This is a genomic window from Bacillus sp. SSR7, from assembly GCF_055902415.1.
On record NZ_JBVVXV010000004.1, the window covers coordinates 104,423 to 122,982 of the forward strand.

Here is an 18,560-nt window from a genome sequence, read left to right on the forward strand (position 1 = left end):
TATAAGTGCCTTCATATCTTACGAGAAACAAATTTCAAACGAATACATATTACTTATCTTTTTCCTTTCTCTCCGTCAACAGCTCAATAATTTTCTCATTTTGCTCCACTTGTTTCTCAGAGTTTTGATAGATGAAACGAACCCATCTTAATACAAAAACAACTATCAATATCGGTAGTAGCGCAATTATCATGCCGAATACCGAGAAATTAGACATCATTTTCCATCACCTCGCTATATACACCTTTCTCCATCCACCCACCAAATCCTTCCATTTTTTACAAATAAAAAAGAACCTATCAAACGATAGATTCTTCCTTCGCAAACTGAGTAGAACGTCCTCTCGTAATCGAGAAAATTGCGCAAAGCAACGCTAATATAATAAAGCCGCCGCCTACCCAAGCATTATATATAACAGATGATTTCTCAATAACAACTCCGCCTACTGTTGAACCGAGCGCAATCCCTAAGTGAAGGGCAGAGTTATTTAAACTTTGCTGAATACCAGCTGATTCTGGTGCAATTTCAATCAAATAATTTTGTTGTGCTGGCGAAATAGCCCAGCTCAGCATACTCCAAAGTCCCATCATCATAATGAACAGCGGGAATGAGAATGTCATCATTGGCAATATGAAGATTGCACACGCAAATACGATAATAATTGAGATAATACTTTTCTTCGATCCCCATTTATCAGCAAGCCAGCCTCCGAAGCCGCCCCCAATTACTGCTGCGATTCCGAAGATGAAGTAAAATACACTAATCCAATTCGCTCCCACATGCATAACATCTTTTAAAAATGGTGTTAAATATGCATATAGTGTTAAATGACCCGTTAAAAATAAGAATGATGTTAACTGTGCACTTACGATTTTTTTATCTTTTAACGTAGCAATTTGCTCTCTTATTGATAATACCGATGTTGGTGGTACTTTCGTTAAGAATAATGAAATACAAGCGATTGCCATCACTGTTAAGATTGAAATGAGTACAAATGGTGCACGCCATCCATATGCGTTTCCAAGTACAAGACCAAGTGGTACTCCAAGTACAAGTGATCCACTAATCCCCATGAAAATGATTCCAATTGCACGCGCACGAAAATGCGGTTCTACAACGCTAGAAGCAAGTGTTACTGACAGTGCAATAATAAGCGAACCACTCGCCGCACAAATCACCCTTGAGAACATTAACATCCCGTAATTCACACTACATGCTGAAATAATATTTCCGATTAAGAAAATTGATAATGCCCCAACATACAATGTTTTTCTTTCAAATTTCCCTGTTAATGCTAATAAAACAGGACCTGATAAAGCAAATACTACTGAAAATATTGTGATAAGCTGACCGGCTGCACTAATAGATACTCCTAAATCATCGGCAACTAAATCAAGCGTTCCTCCTATAATTAGCTCAACCGTTCCGACTACGAAGGCCGCGATAGCTAAAATATACACACGAAAATTCAAGTCTTTCCCCACGCTTTCTATTTTGGTTACTACGATTATAGTAACCAAAATAGAAGTTGAACACAAGTACAATTTTTTTACATTAAAAAAGGTAGGCGTATGATACGCCTACCCTTCACTCATGATACTTCATTTTTATTCTTCTTATTTAAATACCAATATACCGGAAGCCCCGTAAAGACAATTCCAATGGATAAGAAACAACTTATCGGATCATTGATAATTGCACTACCAATTACAAAGAACGAACCTAAAATCGCAACGATTGGTACGATTGGGAATAACGGTACACTGTATGCACGCTCTTTATTCTTATTACGTTTTCTTAAAATGAAGACACCAATAAACGTCATTACATAGAAAATATAAATAATGAATACGGAAATCTCAGATAGCTTATTCGGATCACTAATAATCATTAAAATAATTCCTAAAATGATTTCAACAGTAATCGCATTTGCTGGTGTTTTAAATCTTGGACTTTCCTTTGCAATAAACTTAGCAAATGGAAGTTGTCCACGTTCTGCCATCGACATCGGGATACGTGGGAACGTTAAAATCTTTCCATTTAAACAACCGAAAATAGAAACGATAATACCGATACTAATAATTTTTCCGCCATATTCTCCAAGTAGCATTCCTGCAGCTGTCGCTGTTGCATTTTCTCCAAGGTCTACAATTTGCGTTGCTGGTAATACATTCAATAACGCCAAATTAATTAATACATAAGCAGCTGTTACAATTAAAATCCCAACTGTCATTGCTTTCGGTAATAACTTTGTTGGATTCTTCATTTCTCCGCCAATCGAAGCAAGTAAAATCCAGCCGTCATAAGCAAATAACGTTGCTAAAATCGCCATCCCGATACTTTGATTTTCTGATATCGGTACAACTACGTTAAAAATATCGCTATTCCCTTTCCAGAAACCTAACACAACAATTAATACGATTGGAATCATCTTTCCGATTGTCGTAATTGTTTGGACGATACCTCCGTATTTTGTTCCCATACTATTTACAACGCCAAGGAACACAACTGTTCCAATTGCGATTGGTAAATTCCATACTTTATCTAAATAGAAAAAATTAATCATTAAAGAACTAAAGTATAACCCTAATGTTCCAATAATAGCTGGCCCATAAACAATCGTTTGCATCCAGCCTGATAAATATCCCCAAAAACTTCCGTAAATCTCCTCTAAATACGTATACAACCCACCATTTTTCGGGATTTGCGCTCCAATTTCAGCTACTGTCAAACCACTTGCTAACGTCAACAGACCACCAATTATCCAAGCAAGAATCGCCATATTAGAACTCCCTGAGTAATCTAATACGCTGCCTGGTTTCATAAACACACCAGACCCAATAATCGTTCCTACTACGATAGAAAGTGCTACCGTTAAACCAATTTTGTTCTTCTCATCATGATGCATGCTGCGTATCCTCCTTCCAATCCTAGTGTGATGCAAAAATGAAATAAAAAAACACTCCTCCCTAAAAAAGGGACGAGTGTTATATTCGTGGTTCCACCCTTGTTTCAATTCGCAAAGTAACACACTTCACCAATTTCTCAAGTCTAAAATAACGGTTTTTGCCGGCAAGCAATTACTAGATGTTCGTTCACTGCTGCAGTTCAGAGGTGGTAATCTATTTTTCCGTATTAGGAAGCTCACAGCCAAAGGCCTCCCTCTCTGAGAATCGTAAAAAATTGATCGTGTCCTCATCATCACTTCTTGATGTCGAATTTTGTAGTTATTGTTCATTATATTGAATTGTTAGAAAAAATCAATATATTTTTTATATAACATACGAAATATTTCTCTTCTTATATTATAACAGAAGTTACGCCACTTCTCTAATCCCCTAAAAATGGTATACTCCATATAGGAGGTGCATCAATTATGATTGCTGTTTTTTGTATCATCGCTACAGTTCTTTCTGTTCTATTCGCTATCATATATCGACATAATTATCCTGGTTATAGCATTTTAGTGGTAGCTATTATACCAGCTGTTTCCTTCTATGTATTAGGTAAATATCAATATACGGAAGTGTTTATCGGTTTTGCAATCTTCTACTGCGTCTTTGGATACATACTAACAATGAAAAAAATTTCATTGAATCATTAAAAGGGACCGATTTCTGCTGACAGAAATCGGTCCTCGCACGTATCTTCCGGTTGCCCACACGAAAGATACGTAATTCAATTATTTATCTTCTTTGTTCATAAAAAACTTATGATGCGGAAGATCCACATTTAATGCCTCTAATTGTTTCTTTTCATTGTCTAAAATCGCTTTTGCTTTTGTTTTTGTTGCTTCATCTAATCCCGCAAAGATATCTTCATGCTTCTCTTTCTCTGGGAGTTTCACACCTAGTTTTGTTAATTCTTCTTTTGCTTGCTCATGCGTTAATTTCCCGGACTTTTCCTGTTCAAAAATAGACTTTGCTTTTTCCTTTGTTGCTTCATCTAAGTTAGCAAGTATGTCTTTATGCTTACCCTTCTCTGGCATTTTCACGCCTAACTTCGTTAATTCCTCTTTTGCTTGTTCACGTGTTAATTTGCCTGATTTCTCTTGACCTAAAATTGATTTTGCTTTTTCTTTTGTTGCTTCGTCTAAGTTAGCAAACATGTCCCCATGTTTACCCTTTTCCGGGAACTTCACGCCTAATTTTGTTAATTCTTCTTTTGCTTGTTCACGTGTTAATTTCCCGGACTTTTCTTGCTCTAAAATTGATTTTGCTTTTTCTTTTGTTGCTTCGTCTAAGTTAGCAAACATGTCCCCATGTTTACCCTTTTCCGGGAACTTCACGCCTAATTTTGTTAATTCTTCTTTTGCTTGTTCACGTGTTAATTTCCCGGACTTTTCTTGCTCTAAAATTGATTTCGCTTTTTCTTTTGTTGCTTCATCTAATCCCGCAAACATTTCTTTACGTTTTTCTTTCTCTGGAAGCTTTACACCTAGCTCCTCTAACTGTTTCTTTGTATCATCCATAATCGTTTTTACTTTTTGTTTTGTAGCGTCATCTAAATCTTTTTTCGCCGTTTTTGTCGCTTGCTCAGCTGCTGGAGTATTCGTTGCCGCGAATGCCGGGATACCGACTCCTCCAATGATTCCGAATGATAAAGCACCTGCAATCGCTAAATACCCAACTGTTTTCTTCTTCATAGGAAATTTCCTCCTTCATATTTCTAATGCATGTACACTTGCGTATACACTGCCTATAGTAATGTTGGTTTCTTAAAATTTCCTTAACGACTTAACAAAAAAACACCGCTCATGATGAGCGGTGTTTTTCTATGCTTTTTGTAATTGTAATTCTTCACGTTCCATTATTTTTCTTAATACAATTGTTTGTGTCATTGTAAATAAATTACCTGTTATCCAGTACAACACAAGTCCTGATGGTGCTGCGAATCCCATAAATAGAATCATTGCTGGCATCATAATTTGCTGCATCTTTAGCATCTGTACTTGTTCTCCAGCTGTAATATTAGACTGGAAAACCTTCATCTGAATAAATGTCGTTAACGCTGCAATAATCGGTAATATATGATAAGGATCTGCATGTCCTAAGTTCACCCATAAAAACGAAGATGTGCGAATCTCTTCTGTTCGGCTAATCGCATAATACAAAGCAGAGAAAATCGGCATTTGTATAAAGATTGGCCAGCAACCAGCAAGTGGATTCCAACCGCCTGATTTCATTAGTTCTGACATTTCTTTTTGATACTGTTTTTGTTTTTCAAGATTTTTACTTACATCACCATATTTTTTCTTTAGCTTCTGCAATTCAGGTTGCATTTTCTTCATTTTCGCTTGGCTACGATATTGCGAAACAGCTAATGGAATCATTGCTGAACGAATAACGAGCGTCATAATAATGATAGCAATCCCGAAGCTAGCTCCCGGTATATGATGAGCAACAAATTGAATCATAAACGAGATTGGATATACAAAATAATGATCCCAAATTCCCGTACTATGTGCATCAATTGGGGCTGTATTACTGCAACCAGATAAAACAAAAACAAGTAATAATGATAAACTAACGAGCGCAGTTCGGTATGATTTTAACATGTTCATTCCTCCAATGTTTCGTAATTATTTAGCGAAACATTGGTGTATACGGACCGACCTCGTCATTCTCTTCACTCGATTCTTGTCTGCGTACAGAACGAATCATTCCATATTTATAAAAAATCGAAAATAGCGGTACATTTCCTGCACTATCTTCACACGTATCAACTAACGCAAATGCTCTTTGTCTACCGCTTGATGCTTGCTGACGCACAAAGCGAGAAACGTTAGCAAGGAAGAAAACTTCTAATAAACAAAGTGCTGTCGTTACAAACGATATATATAGAATTGCATCCTGCAATAAAAATTCCATCGCTTCACATCCTTAATAAGGTCATTTTAGCACATTCGGCAAACATTCTCTATTTCCTTTTATCGTCAAAAAAAGTATTTTGCATATTTTCTCAAGAAAACAATAATTAAGAAACATTGTATTCGCTTTCTTTAGTATATTCACACACCTCAATGAATAGGCTTGATTTATTAGAAATTTATAAAATTTTTGCATTATAATAAAACTATTGCCAGTTTTTGAAAAAACCTTTATTCTCTTCTTGTAATCAAAAATGAATATGGAGATGAAACATACTATGGGTCAACTAGGAGACGCCGATTACGTTCCCGACACCGCCTTTTTATCCTTCCCAGCAGCTAAAACATTTCACTTAGAATTTATCATACAGTTGGTTGTTATTTTCGTAGCTTCTATTTTGTATGCAATTTCTATGAATATGTTCTTTATCCCGCATAACATGATTAGTGGTGGATTCGCTGGAGTAGGGATGATTATCGGTTATTTAATGCACTACAATATCGGTGCACTTATCTTTTTACTAAACATTCCTCTTCTTATTTTAAGTCACTTTTACTTAGGCAAGAAGACAACCTTTTTAACAGCGTACTTTGTAGCTGTATCATCATTAGCGATGAACATTATCCCTGTACACCAAGTTTCAGACGATATTTTACTATCTTCTGTATTCGGCGGTGTAATCTGCGGAGCAGCTTCAGGAATCATATTCCGATTTGCTTCTTCAACAGGTGGATTTGATGTCGTTGGATTGATTGTAGCGAAATATCGTGATGTTTCAATTGGAGCAATCATATTTGTATTCAACTTAATCTTACTTGTTGTAGCAGGATTTATTTTCGGATGGGATATTACACTTTATACGTTAATTAGTCGATTTGTAGTCAGCAAAGTGATCGATGCTGTGCATACGAAACATATTAAATTAACGATAATGACAATTACAGAAAAAGGCGAGGAAATAAAAAGCGCCCTACTACATCACGGCATACGTGGCGTGACGATGGTAGATGCTGTCGGCGGCTATACAAACCATAAGAAAAAAATGATTTACACTGTCGTGACTCGCTATGAGTTAGGCGAAATGAAACGTATTATCCGTCAAGTGGATAACAAAGCATTTATGAACATTACTGAAACAGTTGAAATTGTCGGCCGTTTCAAACGTATATAAAAAAGGTCAATACATTAAAGGGCATAACATATTAGTCATATATAATATGTTATGCCCTTTGTTATTCAACTAACGCACCCTTTAGCATAATACAATTACTACGTTTATTACTACAAATCGGAGGATAGCATTCCATATACAATACTATCTGTCCACTCACCTTTATTCCAAAAATCTTGTATGAAATGGGCTTCCTTTCTCATGCCTATTCGTTCACACAATTTTTGTGAAGCTGTATTACGTGCATCAAGATTAGCTTGTATACGATGTACATTACATTCATTAAATAATTTAAATACCAAACTACTTACTGCTTCTGTTGCCAACCCTCTCCCAGCTACTTCATTTGAAAAACTATAACCAATCTCAACAGTGTCTTTCATATTTGTGTACCATACAGATAAATCACCAACTACTTTCGTTTTGTATATAACTGCCAAACTTAATATTGAGTCTTTAGTAAGCACATTATTTGCTAGCTTTTTATTAAATCTTTTCTGCATGTCTTCATGAGTCCACTTATTATGTAATAGGAACTTACATGTATCATCACTATTATAAATAGCAAATACATCCTGTAAATCAGTACTTTTAAAAGGTCTAATTATTAATCTTTCTGTTGTGATCTCCAAGTTAGCTCTCCTCCCTTACATTCATGCCATAAAACATTTTTTATAGTATTAAGCCTCCTTCTTAGATCTCACCTTGATTACATATTTCATCAAAATACATTAAAATCCTTCTTCCACTAAACCGCACCGTTAATGGTATTTCCTTGCTTTTTTTATTTTTTACACTTATTACAAAATCAGATAATTCTATTATTATGTCTCTAAATGTGTTATAATGAAAACAGACTCACAAAAAAAAGAGTATATAGACTTGGAAGTTTCTCTTATTTTACAAGCAAAAAGAAACGAGCAGTCGGGTATATTTCAGACACCATACACGTAACGGTTTAAACAACCGATCATCTTAGTTACTCTTCAATGATCTTTTTATAAAAAGATACGTACAATTAAAACTCACTTCAATATACTATACCTACCTTTTTGACTTCCAAATCATCTTATTACATAGGGAGATGAACATATGAATCAATATATACGATATACAATAGCTGTCCTGTTTGCTATTATCGGCGGTACAATCTGCTTCTGGACAAACACTCAGCTTGGAGAGAATATCATTTTTAATGGAATCGAAACACTTGTAAGCGCTTCAATTTTAGGGGGATACATTTTCTTCCTCTTTAATCCAGAAGAAAATGCGCAAAAAACAATGTTATTAACAATGATCGGAATCGTTGGCGGATGTATTTCCTACTCAATGACTAACTATACATTACCACTTCAATTAAGCTCAGCTTTCTTCCACGGTCTATGGACTTGGTTCATTGCATTCTGTCTAGCAGATGTATTCAACCTATTACAAGACAACGAAGAAGAAAACGGTCGCCAAATTGAAAGTAACTCGTAAGCTGGAAGATATTCTTCCAGCTTTTTTTATGTTGGTTTGCATACCCCGATTAGTATTTACCGGATTATATCAGCGATTTTTCAAATATATCGACGATTTCTCCACTTATATCAGCGATTTTTTCATTATATCGGCGATTCGACACAGAATATCGATTTACCGACATTCTTCGACAATCAAGACGCTCAACATACCCTATCCCCCAAGCAATTTACTGCCGAACTCTACGATTAAAAAGATAATTAATAGAATCGCGAGTATTTTTAATGCTACATATGCCACTTTAAAAACAGCATAAATGAGTAAGACGATTAAAATAATCGTTAAAATTTCCATCTAGAATTCCTCCAAGCTTTGCTCTTCTTATCTTATTTTACTCGCCCCACACTTTTTATGGAACGGCATAAGACGACATAGAAAAAAGAGGATACCTCACCCATCGTAAGATACCCTCTTCTTTAGCTGCTCAAACCATTCTCTCTCTAATTGTAAATATCCCATTCCACTCTTCTCAGCGCTCTTCAATTCTTTATCAGCTTTCTTCATATAAGTACGGGACGCTTCCACATCGCCCTCTAAATATTTAATAATTCCTTGTGTACGGTAATATCCGTTTAAGTCCATTTTTGTAATAGTCTTTGCATGTTCCTTTGCTTCTTGCAAAGAAAGACTATCCATCTGATAAAGGGCTTTATATAAAAGATACCAACTATGAAAACTACTAACGAAAAACTTATTTTCTTTCGTTACAGGTAGTTGAACAATTGGTTCTATATACGGTATCGCTCTTTCCATTCCCTCTTGATCCGCACGAGCCAAAAAGACGAGCATAAGTCCACTCATTATATTTCTTATACCTTTATCCTCTTTTAATTTTTCCTCACTAAGCTCTATTAATCTCTCATCCCAATCTTTCGGCCTTTTATAACTAAATAATTCACTCGATACTTGAATGTTATATAAATGCTGCTTCGCCTTTTCATCATCTTTAATTAAAATGAGAAATTGCATACCATCACTCAAAAATGTTCCTTTTATCGGTATGATTGTAGCTGCAAAAATTACAAAGTGTAAAACAGAAAAATATAAAAGATATTGATAATAACTCACCATATATATGTAACCGGAAGTAATACCAAATAGTAAACTCGTAATCGGTCCACCTAAAGTGAGCCACGCCCATTTTTTCGAAAGATTCGGTGTCTCTATAGAAGGAGGCACTAACATCGCCACGCCTCCAAAGTACATCCACAATTTATTTTCTCGAACGCGTACTTTCCCCTTCTCTTTTTGAAAAGTAATCGGCCCTACTGTCATAAATTTAAAATTCAAACCACCTATTAAACCAAACACTACATGTCCTAGCTCATGAATGGCTAACACTAATAATGCAATTCCAAATACCGCCCATATATCCAACATTACTTCTAATTTCCCAGTTCGGATTACTCCGTATAAAATGGACAGAATTAGCGCCACTGTCATTGAGCCAGCTGGCCTTCTTAAAATATCCACCTTTTTCTCCCCTTAATAAATCATTTTTCTCTGCATTTCGTACATGAACTTTCCAAGATGCAATATCCAAATAAATGAGATTAAGCCAATTAATACAAAATTGATATCACTAGCCACCGTATATATAACGGCAGCCCACCATACATATGCCAATATTGTATTCGTAAATTCATACGCTTTATATCCAGCCTCATGCACAATGTGCTTTAATCCTTCATCTGCGTTTTTCGTCCACATTTTCATAGATTCCATATATGTTACACCTTGTTCAGGATACAGCTTGTTATAACGATTTTTTGTTATGAGCCCACTAATCACTACAATAGTTAAACAAACAATAGCAGCTACTAAATTCCACACTGCAAATGAAACATTTGTATCCTGCAACAGTGCACGTCTACATGCAATAACTGCATATACAAACCATGCCTGCGTAACTATATCACCTACACGTAAATATATACTTATAATGCCTAATTTTCTGCCTTGTACACTCTCTTCTTCATCACGTGCCTCCGCTAACATACGTGTATTCTTCCAAGTGTAGTACATCATTAAGATTCCAAAAATGGTGCATATACCTATAAATAGATTAGATGATAATTTTCTCGGTTCATGCGAGAGTAAATCTAAAGCTATATACGATGTTAAAAATCCACCCATCATACTTAATGCCATTTTCCCCACAAAATCAAATTGTTTTTTTCGTTTACTCTTCATCATCCTCTTCCCCCTCCACTAACGTGAATATTTCCTCCACCGGTACATTGAAAATGTGTGCAATTTTTAACGACAATACAATTGATGGTGCATAATCCCCGCGCTCAATTAAACTAATCGTTTGCCGCGATGATCCAATCGCTTTCCCTAAATCCCCTTGTGATAAACGATGCTTTGCCCGCAATTCCCTCACTCGATTTTGAAGCTTCATGTCTTCCCTCTTTTTCATTTATTTAATTAGAATTGTAAATAATATCCTTATACTTGTCAATTATAATTGTCATTTTGACGTTAATCATTGACAAGATACTCTATGGAATTTTAAACAGATAAACAAAAACTTATTAAAATAGATTGGAACATCAAATAAAAAAGGCAGTGCGTCTGCACTGCCTTCCTAAATTCTGACATAGAATGGATTCCATATTAACTTGCGTTTTGTAAGAATGCTCGTTTTAACTGTTTGCGGAAACGAACTCCTAACGTAATTGCTACAATTGCAATCACTCCAAAAATGATTTTACCGATGTGACCTTCTAGCGCCCCAAAAATATCATGCAAGTTTCCACCTAACCAGTAACCACCGATTAAGAAGAATGATACCCAAAATAGAGCACCTGAGTAAATTGTAATTGCAAAACGGCGGAATGGTAAGTTAATAATTCCTGCAAAGTATCCTGTAAAGTGACGTACACCAGGAATAAAGAAACCGATAAAAATCAAGAAGTATCCATACTTATCAAACCACATTCTTGTTAAGTCGATTTTTCTTTGTGTTAAAAATACGTATTTCCCATACTTTTGAACAAAGGGCATTCCTAATTTATTTCCTAAAAAGTATTGGATTGTCATTCCTACACTTGTCCCAATGAAGGATAGGATAATTAAAATCGGTAAACTTAAATCACCCTTATGTGCTAAAAATCCCGCATATGCTAACGTTGGCTCTCCCGGAAACGGAAGTGCAATATATTCTAACAGCAAACCAACAAGTACAACATAGTACCCGTATTGCTGAAATAATTCATGAATCCATTCCATGCCATCTCTCCTTTCAATCACGTGCAACTTCTTACTAATATTGTATAAAAAAATTGTCGAAATAACTATCACAATAGCTTACATTTTTATTACATTTTTGTAAGGCTCTCACTAAACTTTTACGTTCATTATGTACTCTCATTTTAAAACAATGTAACAAGTATATACTGTGAAAAATTAGGGCCTTAATATGCATTTTTTATCCATTTTTTAACACTTGAAAATCGTTATATTTTGTTCTTAATAAAAAACCACTACAAACTCATACTAACTTCATATTAGCTTCATATACGTATTGTAAGATTATATCGGAATTTGTTGAAAAATTTAACTAATAAATGACTAAGCATTAATTTGAATAAATATGAATAGCTTTTCGAAATTGAAAAAAGGGTGAATAAGAAATGGAAGCTTATAAAATGCACGATTTTATTAATACAAATGTTGAATCTCACCAAAATGAAACCGTTTTTAATTTACACATATGTGAAACAAGTGAATTTGACGTAAGTTTAACAAAATCTACTACACTATCTTTTATCGTTTCAAAAAAGAACATTAAAATTGTCACGAAAAAATGGATTAATTCAAATCAAGAAAGCATGATTGGCAAAAGCTATATCATTCCAACGAAAGCTTTTCACTACTTCTTACCAATTATTTCCGAAACTGAAGATGAATTAAATATTCAAGTTCAAAGCTTTGGACTACATGGGGAACTTTTATTAAATGAGAGATTACTTATTGATAAAAACAACAAATACAATGCCAAAATTACTACTTTCTTTGAGACATTAGATGAAAATGTAAATAAAGTATTACGAGGATTGCAAATTCATTGTATGTAAGACTACTACAATAGTAAAAAGGAGAACATAATGAAAAAACTATTATTAAGTGCACTATTATCATTAGGATTTTTAACTATTCCATTCACAAATGCCGAGGCAGCTACAACGAAAGATCAACTGATTGTAAACACGCAGTTAAATAAAATGGATTATTATCAAAACGGAAAATTCATAAAAAGTTTTACTGTCGCTACTGGAAAAGCAGCCACTCCTACACCTAAAGGTACTTTTCAAATCGTAAATAAAATTAAAAACCGTCCTTACTATACAGGTAAAATTAAAGGCGGCGACCCACGTAATCCACTTGGTGACCGTTGGCTTGGATTAAATATGGCGGGAACTTACGGAACAACTTATGCGATTCACGGAACTAACAATAATCAAGCAATCGGCAAATGGACAACACTTGGTTGTATTCGTATGTATAATAATGATATACACTGGTTATTTGAGCGTATTCAGCAGCAAGCTACTGTCACTGTAAAATAACTTAAGAACAAGATTTGTGTGTAGCCAAGAATTTTATGTCTTGGCTTATTTTATTTCTTCATTTACAGTAGCAAAACAACTGTATTTACATATATAATAGGAATAGATTGTGTTAGGTAACATCCAAACATTGATAAACATGGATATTAAAATTATACAGTTATAATATTTTATAAATTTTACAATACATACTATAATAGAATTACTGTAATTCTTAAATATTCAGTTTCACTAAACAACTCCCCTTGCTACTTTCATGATTATTTTATGGCGGGGGCTTATTATATGTATAAACAATCTGAGTCATCGAAAAAATGATGAATTCGAATATTGCAGTAAAAAGCGTTATTTAGGAGGTGTTACTATGACGCATATACTGGTGATTGAAGACAACCCAGATATACAAGAACTAATTCGTGAATTTCTAATGGCACAAAACTTTACTGTTGATGTCGTTGGTGCCGGAACAGAAGGTATACTTCTTTTCCAAAAAAATTCATACGATCTTGTCCTCCTTGATGTGATGTTACCAGATATAGATGGCTATAGTATTTGTAAAATTATGCGAGGACAATCTGATGTACCAATCATTATGTTAACAGGCTTACATAATGAAGAAAGTGAAATTAAAGGATTTGAATTAGGTATTGATGACTATATTACGAAACCGTTCCATTACACCGTATTTATTAAACGTGTAGAAGCTGTATTAAGAAGGGCAGCAACGAAGGAAGCCGAAGCTGCGACTATACTACAATTCCATGAATTGATGTTAAATTCTACAGCATACGCCGCTTATGTTCATGGTAATCAAATTGAATTAACAACAAAAGAATTTGAAATTATTTATACTTTACTGCAAAATCGAGGAAAAGTATTATCAAGAAGTGATTTGTTGAATAAGGTATGGGGCTATGAACATTATGGTGATGTAAGAGTTATAGATACACATATTAAAAACTTACGAAAAAAATTAGGAATTCCTTATATTAAAACGGTGAAAGGCATTGGCTACAAAATCGAATCGTAGCAAAGACAACATCACCAAAAATATTTTCATCAAAACCTTATTATTTTGTATTCTTTTATCACTTTGTCTTTATCAAGTTATTTACTTCTTAGCTTCAAACTACGATAAAGAACGTTTTGCGAAAGAAAATGGAACGCCTACTACAGAACAAGCGGATTCAGATAAACAAAACGACCAAAGTAAAACGAATCAAAATAAAGCTGTATCACAGGGGGACATGTTTAATTTCCAATCTTCTATTATAGATTATAACTCTCTCTCTACAGCTATCAATCATCTTTTGCAGCCTAGCCAAACTGCAAAAGCAAAAGAACATACTCAAAATATTTCGGGGAAAAATAGCGCTTCTGCTCCATCTACAGAAACGGAAAAGCAAGTCGCTACTAATGATGCCTTACATAAACAAAATGCAGCAAGTAAAGCAAATGATGCACAAGATAATCCAAAATTAACAGATGTACTGCAGCAATTAGCTCCACATATTGGCGCAACAATGCTTGTACTCTCTCTGCTTGGATCTTTAATTTATGCAAAACTAATTGCTAAACCTTTTCAATATATGAGTGATGCTTTAAAAGATATTATGAATCTTGATTTCTCAGATAAAAAACTACTCAACAAAAATAATGATCAAACAGATTTTAATTTACAAGTAGCTGCTTCACAAGTACCAAATATAGTGAAGAATTTACATGCCAGCAATCAAGATTTAAGAAATGAACTCAAAAAGGAGCAACAATTAGAACAATCTCGTAAAGAATTTATGTCTATGGTTTCCCATGAATTAAAAACACCAATCGCAGCCGTTATGGGACAACTAGATGGTATGATTCACGGAATTGGAGCTTATAAAGATAGAGATAAATACTTAAAACGTTCCTATGAAATGATGCAAGACATTAACATATTAACGGAAAAAATGTCGGAATTATCCAAAATACAAAACCCTCAATTTAAACCTGATTTAAAAGTTATCTCATTAACTAATATTATTGAGGATGTTATGAAGAAAGTAGATTATTTCGTATCTGTAAAGCAGTTAAATGTTCAATCTAACATTAAACAAGATGTACAAGTTTTAGCTGATCCTAAATTTATTCAAACTGCCATTTTTAACATTATTTCAAATGCAATTCATTATACAATTGACCATCAGCATGTATATATAAAGCTTTATGAAAAGCCAAACGGTTACGCATTAGAAGTATTAAATACAGGTTCACAAATAGATGAGGATAAACTTGCCCATTTATTTGAGCCATTCTATCGCGCAAACCCTGACAAACACGGCTTAGTACAAGGTAGTGGTCTTGGGTTATACATTGTAAAACAAATACTAGATAAACATCAATTTCCTTATGGTATACAAAACACGCCTCAAGGTGTAAAATGTTCTATTGTATTCCCAAAAGCAATGTAAAAACCTACTACAATTTCATATCCCAAATTCATACTTCGTATGAGTGGCGGAATTTTGTAGAGTATATGACTCTGTTTCGTTCGCCCGTTATCCTTATTTGGATAGCGGGCGTTTTTTATTATGTAAAAGGAGGATTTTCATGGAGAAATTTAAGTATTCATTACTCGTTTTATTCGGAGCTTGTAGCTACGGCGTACTTTCAACTATTTTCAAACTCGGATTCATTGATGGATTTTCAGCCCATCAACTATTAGGAGGTCAATATGTCTTCGGATGGATCGGTCTTCTTCTGCTCGTTCTTTTCGTTTCACGTCATAAAGTAACAAAAAAGCAATTCTTTTCCTTACTAACAGTTGGCACAACGATGAGTATGACCGGTATCTTCTACGCTATTTCTGTAGAAGAACTACCAGCATCTATCGCTGTCGTCCTACTTTTCCAGTTCACATGGATTGGTGTCGTTATTGAAGCAATTGCAAATCGAACATTTCCAAGCCGTGAAAAAGTTATATCTATCATTATTTTATTTACTGGAACATTGTTTGCTGGCGGTGTCTTTGAAGGCCTCGGACAAAACTTTTCCACGAAAGGTATAATCTTTGGTCTATTAGCCGCTGTCTCTTTTTCATTCTATGTTTTCGCAAGCGGACGTGTTGCTACAGAAGTTCCGCCTTATACGAAAAGTTTTCTTATGACAACAAGCGCTACTCTGATCGTATGCCTATTCTTCCCGCCAACCTTTTTAACAGACGGTGCTTTGCAAGCTGGCCTATGGAAATATGCTTTCTTCCTCGGTTTGTTCGGTGTTGTCGTACCTGTCATTTGTTTTTCAATTGGCGTACCGAAAGTAGGAACAGGACTTGGTACAATACTAGGAGCAGCTGAATTACCAACAGCTATTATCGCTTCTATTACACTTGTACATGAAGTCGTAACGTTCATGCAGTGGATTGGAATCATCTTTATACTACTTGGGATTTTCACCCCTCAGCTCCTTACGGCTAGGAAAGAAAAGAAACGTAGTAGCGTGCATAGTGCCTAACAAAAGACCTTTCACTGATTTGAAAGGTCTTTTTCTCTATCTCACTTTAACGCACTAAATAGCTTTTCTATTTCACACTCAATTTGTTTTACATCAATTCGTTCAAATAGTGGCTGTACACTATCAATTCTACTTGGCAACGTATGTTGAGGCTCCCAATTCCGGTTCACAATTGCTAATGTGTTTCTAACTCTTTCACTTGAAAATGGTAAAAACGGTTCAAGGAGATTTGCAAAATTAGCGATGAGATAAACACAGTTATAAATCGTTTCTTCGCATGAAACTGGGTCATCCTCCCTTTCTTTCCAAGGCTGCCTCTCATCAAAGTATTTATTTGCAAAACGTACTGCATCAAATATTGATTCTAGCGCCACCTTAAATTTAGTTTGCTCAATCACCTCTCCTACATGTTTATATAATCCTTCTACTTTATCTTTCAGCTCTATATCAATACTTCCCTTCGGCACGATACCACCATAATATTTTTCAATAAACTTTAATGTCCGATTCACAAAGTTCCCGTATGCACCTAATAATTCACTATTATGACTGTAAATGAATTCACGCCATGAAAAATCAGTATCACGATTTTCTGGTGCATTTACTGTTAAAAAGTAACGAATAGAATCTGGATTGTAGCGTTCTAATATGTCAGGCACCCATACCGCCCAGTTTTTACTTGTAGATAATTTTCTTTTTTCAACTGTTAAATATTCATTCGAAACGATATGATGAGGAATGGCTCCTTCTCCTATTCCAAGCAATACCGCAGGCCAAATGATGGAATGAAACGGAATATTATCCTTTCCGTGCACATAATATGTTTTCGCTTCTCTACCCCAAAACTCTTGATCATCTTTCCCTGTTTCTTCAGCCCAATGTTTACTCGCTGAATAATAGCCTGTCACAGCTTCAATCCATACGTAAATTTTCTTATCCTCATACCCTTCTACTGGAATTGGTACCCCAATTGGTAAGTCACGTGATACGGCCCTATCTAGTAATCCTTCCTTTACATATCTCTCTGTTAGTTGAATCGCATTGTCGCGCCATGTCCCTGTTTGTTTGGCAATTTCTACAGCCCTTTTAATTTGCTCCTGAAATGTATGCAACGCGAAATAGAAATGCTCTGTTTCCTGTACAGACGGCGTACCACCACATAACTTACATTTCTTTTCTAACAAATCGAGTGGATCTAAAATAGCTGAACACGCATCGCATTGATCTCCTCTTGCTGCTTCATGGCAGTGCGGGCAAATTCCTTCTACATAACGATCCGGTAAAAACTGCGTACACGTTTCACAATATGCTTGTTCCACTGTTTTTTTATAAATGTGGCCTTCTTCTAATAAACGTAAAAAAACTTTTTGAACCGTTTCATGATGGTGCTCACTATCTGTACGTGTATAGCAATCATACGTAAAACCAAGGCTACGAAAACATCGCTCAAACTCTTCATGATACTTATTAGCAATTTCCTTCGCCGTCACACCTTCTTGTTTTGCCCGAATTGCAATTGGTGTTCCATTACAATCACTTCCCGAAACATACAACACATTCTCACCTTTTGCCCGATAATAACGTGCTAAAATATCTCCGGGTAACAAACTCGCAATATGTCCAAGATGTAGCGAACCATTTGCATACGGCCAAGCGCCTCCAATAAAAATACTCATCTTACATTCCTCCTTTAAAATATAAAAAGCCCCGCCCTTATCTAAAAAAAGATAAGGGCGGGGCTGTATAAACAGTCGCGGTACCACCTTATTTCGCCAATTACTCACATAATTAGCCTTAACAAGTACGGAGCTATATGCTCTTATACTGTGGTTTTGATAACGAGTACCAACTCTCGTCGCCGCCTACTATTATCATTTGATAAGTTCAGAACGAAGCTCAAAGGCCATTGTTCAAATGAATATTCTTGCTTCT

At 35.2% G+C, this 18,560-nt stretch carries 21 protein-coding genes and 2 other annotated features (1 of these 23 cut by a window edge); of the genes, 8 read left to right on the forward strand and 13 right to left on the reverse strand.

Annotated features, from left to right (window positions below):
- Positions 1 to 49: 49 nt before the first annotated feature.
- From AC0NJG_RS10090 to AC0NJG_RS10100, 3 genes are all read right to left on the reverse strand, one after another.
- Positions 50 to 217 carry a hypothetical protein gene (locus AC0NJG_RS10090; RefSeq protein WP_173601758.1) on the reverse strand — a complete coding sequence of 56 codons (168 nt, stop codon included), beginning with the start codon at positions 215 to 217 and terminating at the stop codon, positions 50 to 52.
- A gap of 82 nt (positions 218 to 299) precedes the next feature.
- Complete coding sequence (locus AC0NJG_RS10095) at positions 300 to 1,484, reverse strand: MFS transporter (RefSeq protein ID WP_143881648.1); 1,185 nt, start codon at positions 1,482 to 1,484, stop codon at positions 300 to 302.
- A 107-nt stretch (positions 1,485 to 1,591) separates the two neighbouring features.
- Positions 1,592 to 2,908, reverse strand: a complete 1,317-nt coding sequence (locus tag AC0NJG_RS10100) for an APC family permease (RefSeq protein WP_000546300.1) — start codon at positions 2,906 to 2,908, stop codon at positions 1,592 to 1,594.
- Between the two features lie 65 nt (positions 2,909 to 2,973).
- Positions 2,974 to 3,211, reverse strand: a binding site (T-box leader).
- A gap of 165 nt (positions 3,212 to 3,376) precedes the next feature.
- Between AC0NJG_RS10100 and AC0NJG_RS10105 the strand changes: the two genes are divergently transcribed.
- Complete coding sequence (locus tag AC0NJG_RS10105; RefSeq protein ID WP_143881649.1) at positions 3,377 to 3,604, forward strand: hypothetical protein; 228 nt, start codon at positions 3,377 to 3,379, stop codon at positions 3,602 to 3,604.
- Between the two features lie 78 nt (positions 3,605 to 3,682).
- On the opposite strand, the gene AC0NJG_RS10110 is transcribed toward AC0NJG_RS10105, so the two are convergent.
- The 3 genes from AC0NJG_RS10110 to AC0NJG_RS10120 form a co-directional block, all read right to left on the reverse strand.
- Positions 3,683 to 4,645, reverse strand: coding sequence for a hypothetical protein (locus AC0NJG_RS10110; protein ID WP_087994660.1), 963 nt, complete (start codon positions 4,643 to 4,645; stop codon positions 3,683 to 3,685).
- A 129-nt stretch (positions 4,646 to 4,774) separates the two neighbouring features.
- Positions 4,775 to 5,557, reverse strand: coding sequence for a membrane protein insertase YidC (gene yidC / locus AC0NJG_RS10115; protein ID WP_087955027.1), 783 nt, complete (start codon positions 5,555 to 5,557; stop codon positions 4,775 to 4,777).
- A gap of 28 nt (positions 5,558 to 5,585) precedes the next feature.
- On the reverse strand, positions 5,586 to 5,870 hold the full coding sequence (locus tag AC0NJG_RS10120) for a hypothetical protein (RefSeq protein ID WP_000394930.1): 285 nt from the start codon (positions 5,868 to 5,870) through the stop codon (positions 5,586 to 5,588).
- Between the two features lie 277 nt (positions 5,871 to 6,147).
- Between AC0NJG_RS10120 and AC0NJG_RS10125 the strand changes: the two genes are divergently transcribed.
- The gene (locus tag AC0NJG_RS10125; protein WP_000530037.1) at positions 6,148 to 7,041 is read left to right on the forward strand and encodes a YitT family protein; all 894 of its coding nucleotides are present in this window, start codon (positions 6,148 to 6,150) and stop codon (positions 7,039 to 7,041) included.
- Positions 7,042 to 7,151: 110 nt separating this feature from the next.
- Here AC0NJG_RS10125 and AC0NJG_RS10130 read toward each other — a convergent pair whose 3' ends face one another.
- The gene (locus AC0NJG_RS10130) at positions 7,152 to 7,673 is read right to left on the reverse strand and encodes a GNAT family N-acetyltransferase (RefSeq protein ID WP_087955028.1); all 522 of its coding nucleotides are present in this window, start codon (positions 7,671 to 7,673) and stop codon (positions 7,152 to 7,154) included.
- Positions 7,674 to 8,133: 460 nt separating this feature from the next.
- On the opposite strand from AC0NJG_RS10130, the gene AC0NJG_RS10135 reads away from it, so the two are divergent.
- A complete protein-coding gene (locus AC0NJG_RS10135) occupies positions 8,134 to 8,520 on the forward strand; it encodes a DUF3938 domain-containing protein (RefSeq protein WP_001077770.1) in 387 nt (128 codons plus the stop codon).
- 195 nt (positions 8,521 to 8,715) lie between these two features.
- Here the strand turns inward: AC0NJG_RS10135 and AC0NJG_RS10140 are convergent, their stop codons facing one another.
- The 5 genes from AC0NJG_RS10140 to AC0NJG_RS10160 all read right to left on the reverse strand — a co-directional run bounded on the left by AC0NJG_RS10140 (position 8,716) and on the right by AC0NJG_RS10160 (position 11,796).
- Positions 8,716 to 8,856, reverse strand: a complete 141-nt coding sequence (locus AC0NJG_RS10140; RefSeq protein ID WP_000404782.1) for a DUF3985 family protein — start codon at positions 8,854 to 8,856, stop codon at positions 8,716 to 8,718.
- A gap of 96 nt (positions 8,857 to 8,952) precedes the next feature.
- Positions 8,953 to 10,005, reverse strand: a complete 1,053-nt coding sequence (locus tag AC0NJG_RS10145; protein WP_474063069.1) for a zinc metalloprotease — start codon at positions 10,003 to 10,005, stop codon at positions 8,953 to 8,955.
- A 42-nt stretch (positions 10,006 to 10,047) separates the two neighbouring features.
- Complete coding sequence (locus tag AC0NJG_RS10150) at positions 10,048 to 10,755, reverse strand: DUF3169 family protein (RefSeq protein ID WP_140168497.1); 708 nt, start codon at positions 10,753 to 10,755, stop codon at positions 10,048 to 10,050.
- Positions 10,745 to 10,966: a helix-turn-helix transcriptional regulator gene (locus AC0NJG_RS10155; protein ID WP_000776157.1), complete on the reverse strand. Its 222-nt coding sequence runs from the start codon at positions 10,964 to 10,966 to the stop codon at positions 10,745 to 10,747. Before AC0NJG_RS10155 ends, AC0NJG_RS10150 begins: the two co-directional genes overlap by 11 nt.
- Positions 10,967 to 11,181: 215 nt before the next feature.
- Positions 11,182 to 11,796 (reverse strand): DedA family protein, encoded by a 615-nt coding sequence (locus AC0NJG_RS10160; protein ID WP_000454756.1) that lies wholly within the window; start codon positions 11,794 to 11,796, stop codon positions 11,182 to 11,184.
- 404 nt (positions 11,797 to 12,200) lie between these two features.
- Between AC0NJG_RS10160 and AC0NJG_RS10165 the strand changes: the two genes are divergently transcribed.
- The 5 genes from AC0NJG_RS10165 to AC0NJG_RS10185 all read left to right on the forward strand — a co-directional run bounded on the left by AC0NJG_RS10165 (position 12,201) and on the right by AC0NJG_RS10185 (position 16,628).
- Positions 12,201 to 12,644 carry a DUF3978 domain-containing protein gene (locus AC0NJG_RS10165; protein ID WP_000388760.1) on the forward strand — a complete coding sequence of 148 codons (444 nt, stop codon included), beginning with the start codon at positions 12,201 to 12,203 and terminating at the stop codon, positions 12,642 to 12,644.
- Between the two features lie 30 nt (positions 12,645 to 12,674).
- Positions 12,675 to 13,136: a L,D-transpeptidase gene (locus tag AC0NJG_RS10170; RefSeq protein ID WP_000735050.1), complete on the forward strand. Its 462-nt coding sequence runs from the start codon at positions 12,675 to 12,677 to the stop codon at positions 13,134 to 13,136.
- A 364-nt stretch (positions 13,137 to 13,500) separates the two neighbouring features.
- Positions 13,501 to 14,166 carry a response regulator transcription factor gene (locus AC0NJG_RS10175; RefSeq protein ID WP_000148833.1) on the forward strand — a complete coding sequence of 222 codons (666 nt, stop codon included), beginning with the start codon at positions 13,501 to 13,503 and terminating at the stop codon, positions 14,164 to 14,166.
- Positions 14,144 to 15,586, forward strand: a complete 1,443-nt coding sequence (locus AC0NJG_RS10180) for a sensor histidine kinase (RefSeq protein ID WP_474063014.1) — start codon at positions 14,144 to 14,146, stop codon at positions 15,584 to 15,586. Before AC0NJG_RS10175 ends, AC0NJG_RS10180 begins: the two co-directional genes overlap by 23 nt.
- 139 nt (positions 15,587 to 15,725) lie before the next feature.
- A complete protein-coding gene (locus AC0NJG_RS10185) occupies positions 15,726 to 16,628 on the forward strand; it encodes an EamA family transporter (RefSeq protein WP_087955032.1) in 903 nt (300 codons plus the stop codon).
- Between the two features lie 41 nt (positions 16,629 to 16,669).
- On the opposite strand, the gene metG is transcribed toward AC0NJG_RS10185, so the two are convergent.
- A complete protein-coding gene (gene metG / locus AC0NJG_RS10190) occupies positions 16,670 to 18,304 on the reverse strand; it encodes a methionine--tRNA ligase (protein WP_474063015.1) in 1,635 nt (544 codons plus the stop codon).
- A 50-nt stretch (positions 18,305 to 18,354) separates the two neighbouring features.
- Positions 18,355 to 18,560 (reverse strand) — a binding site (T-box leader); it runs 65 nt beyond the window's last position.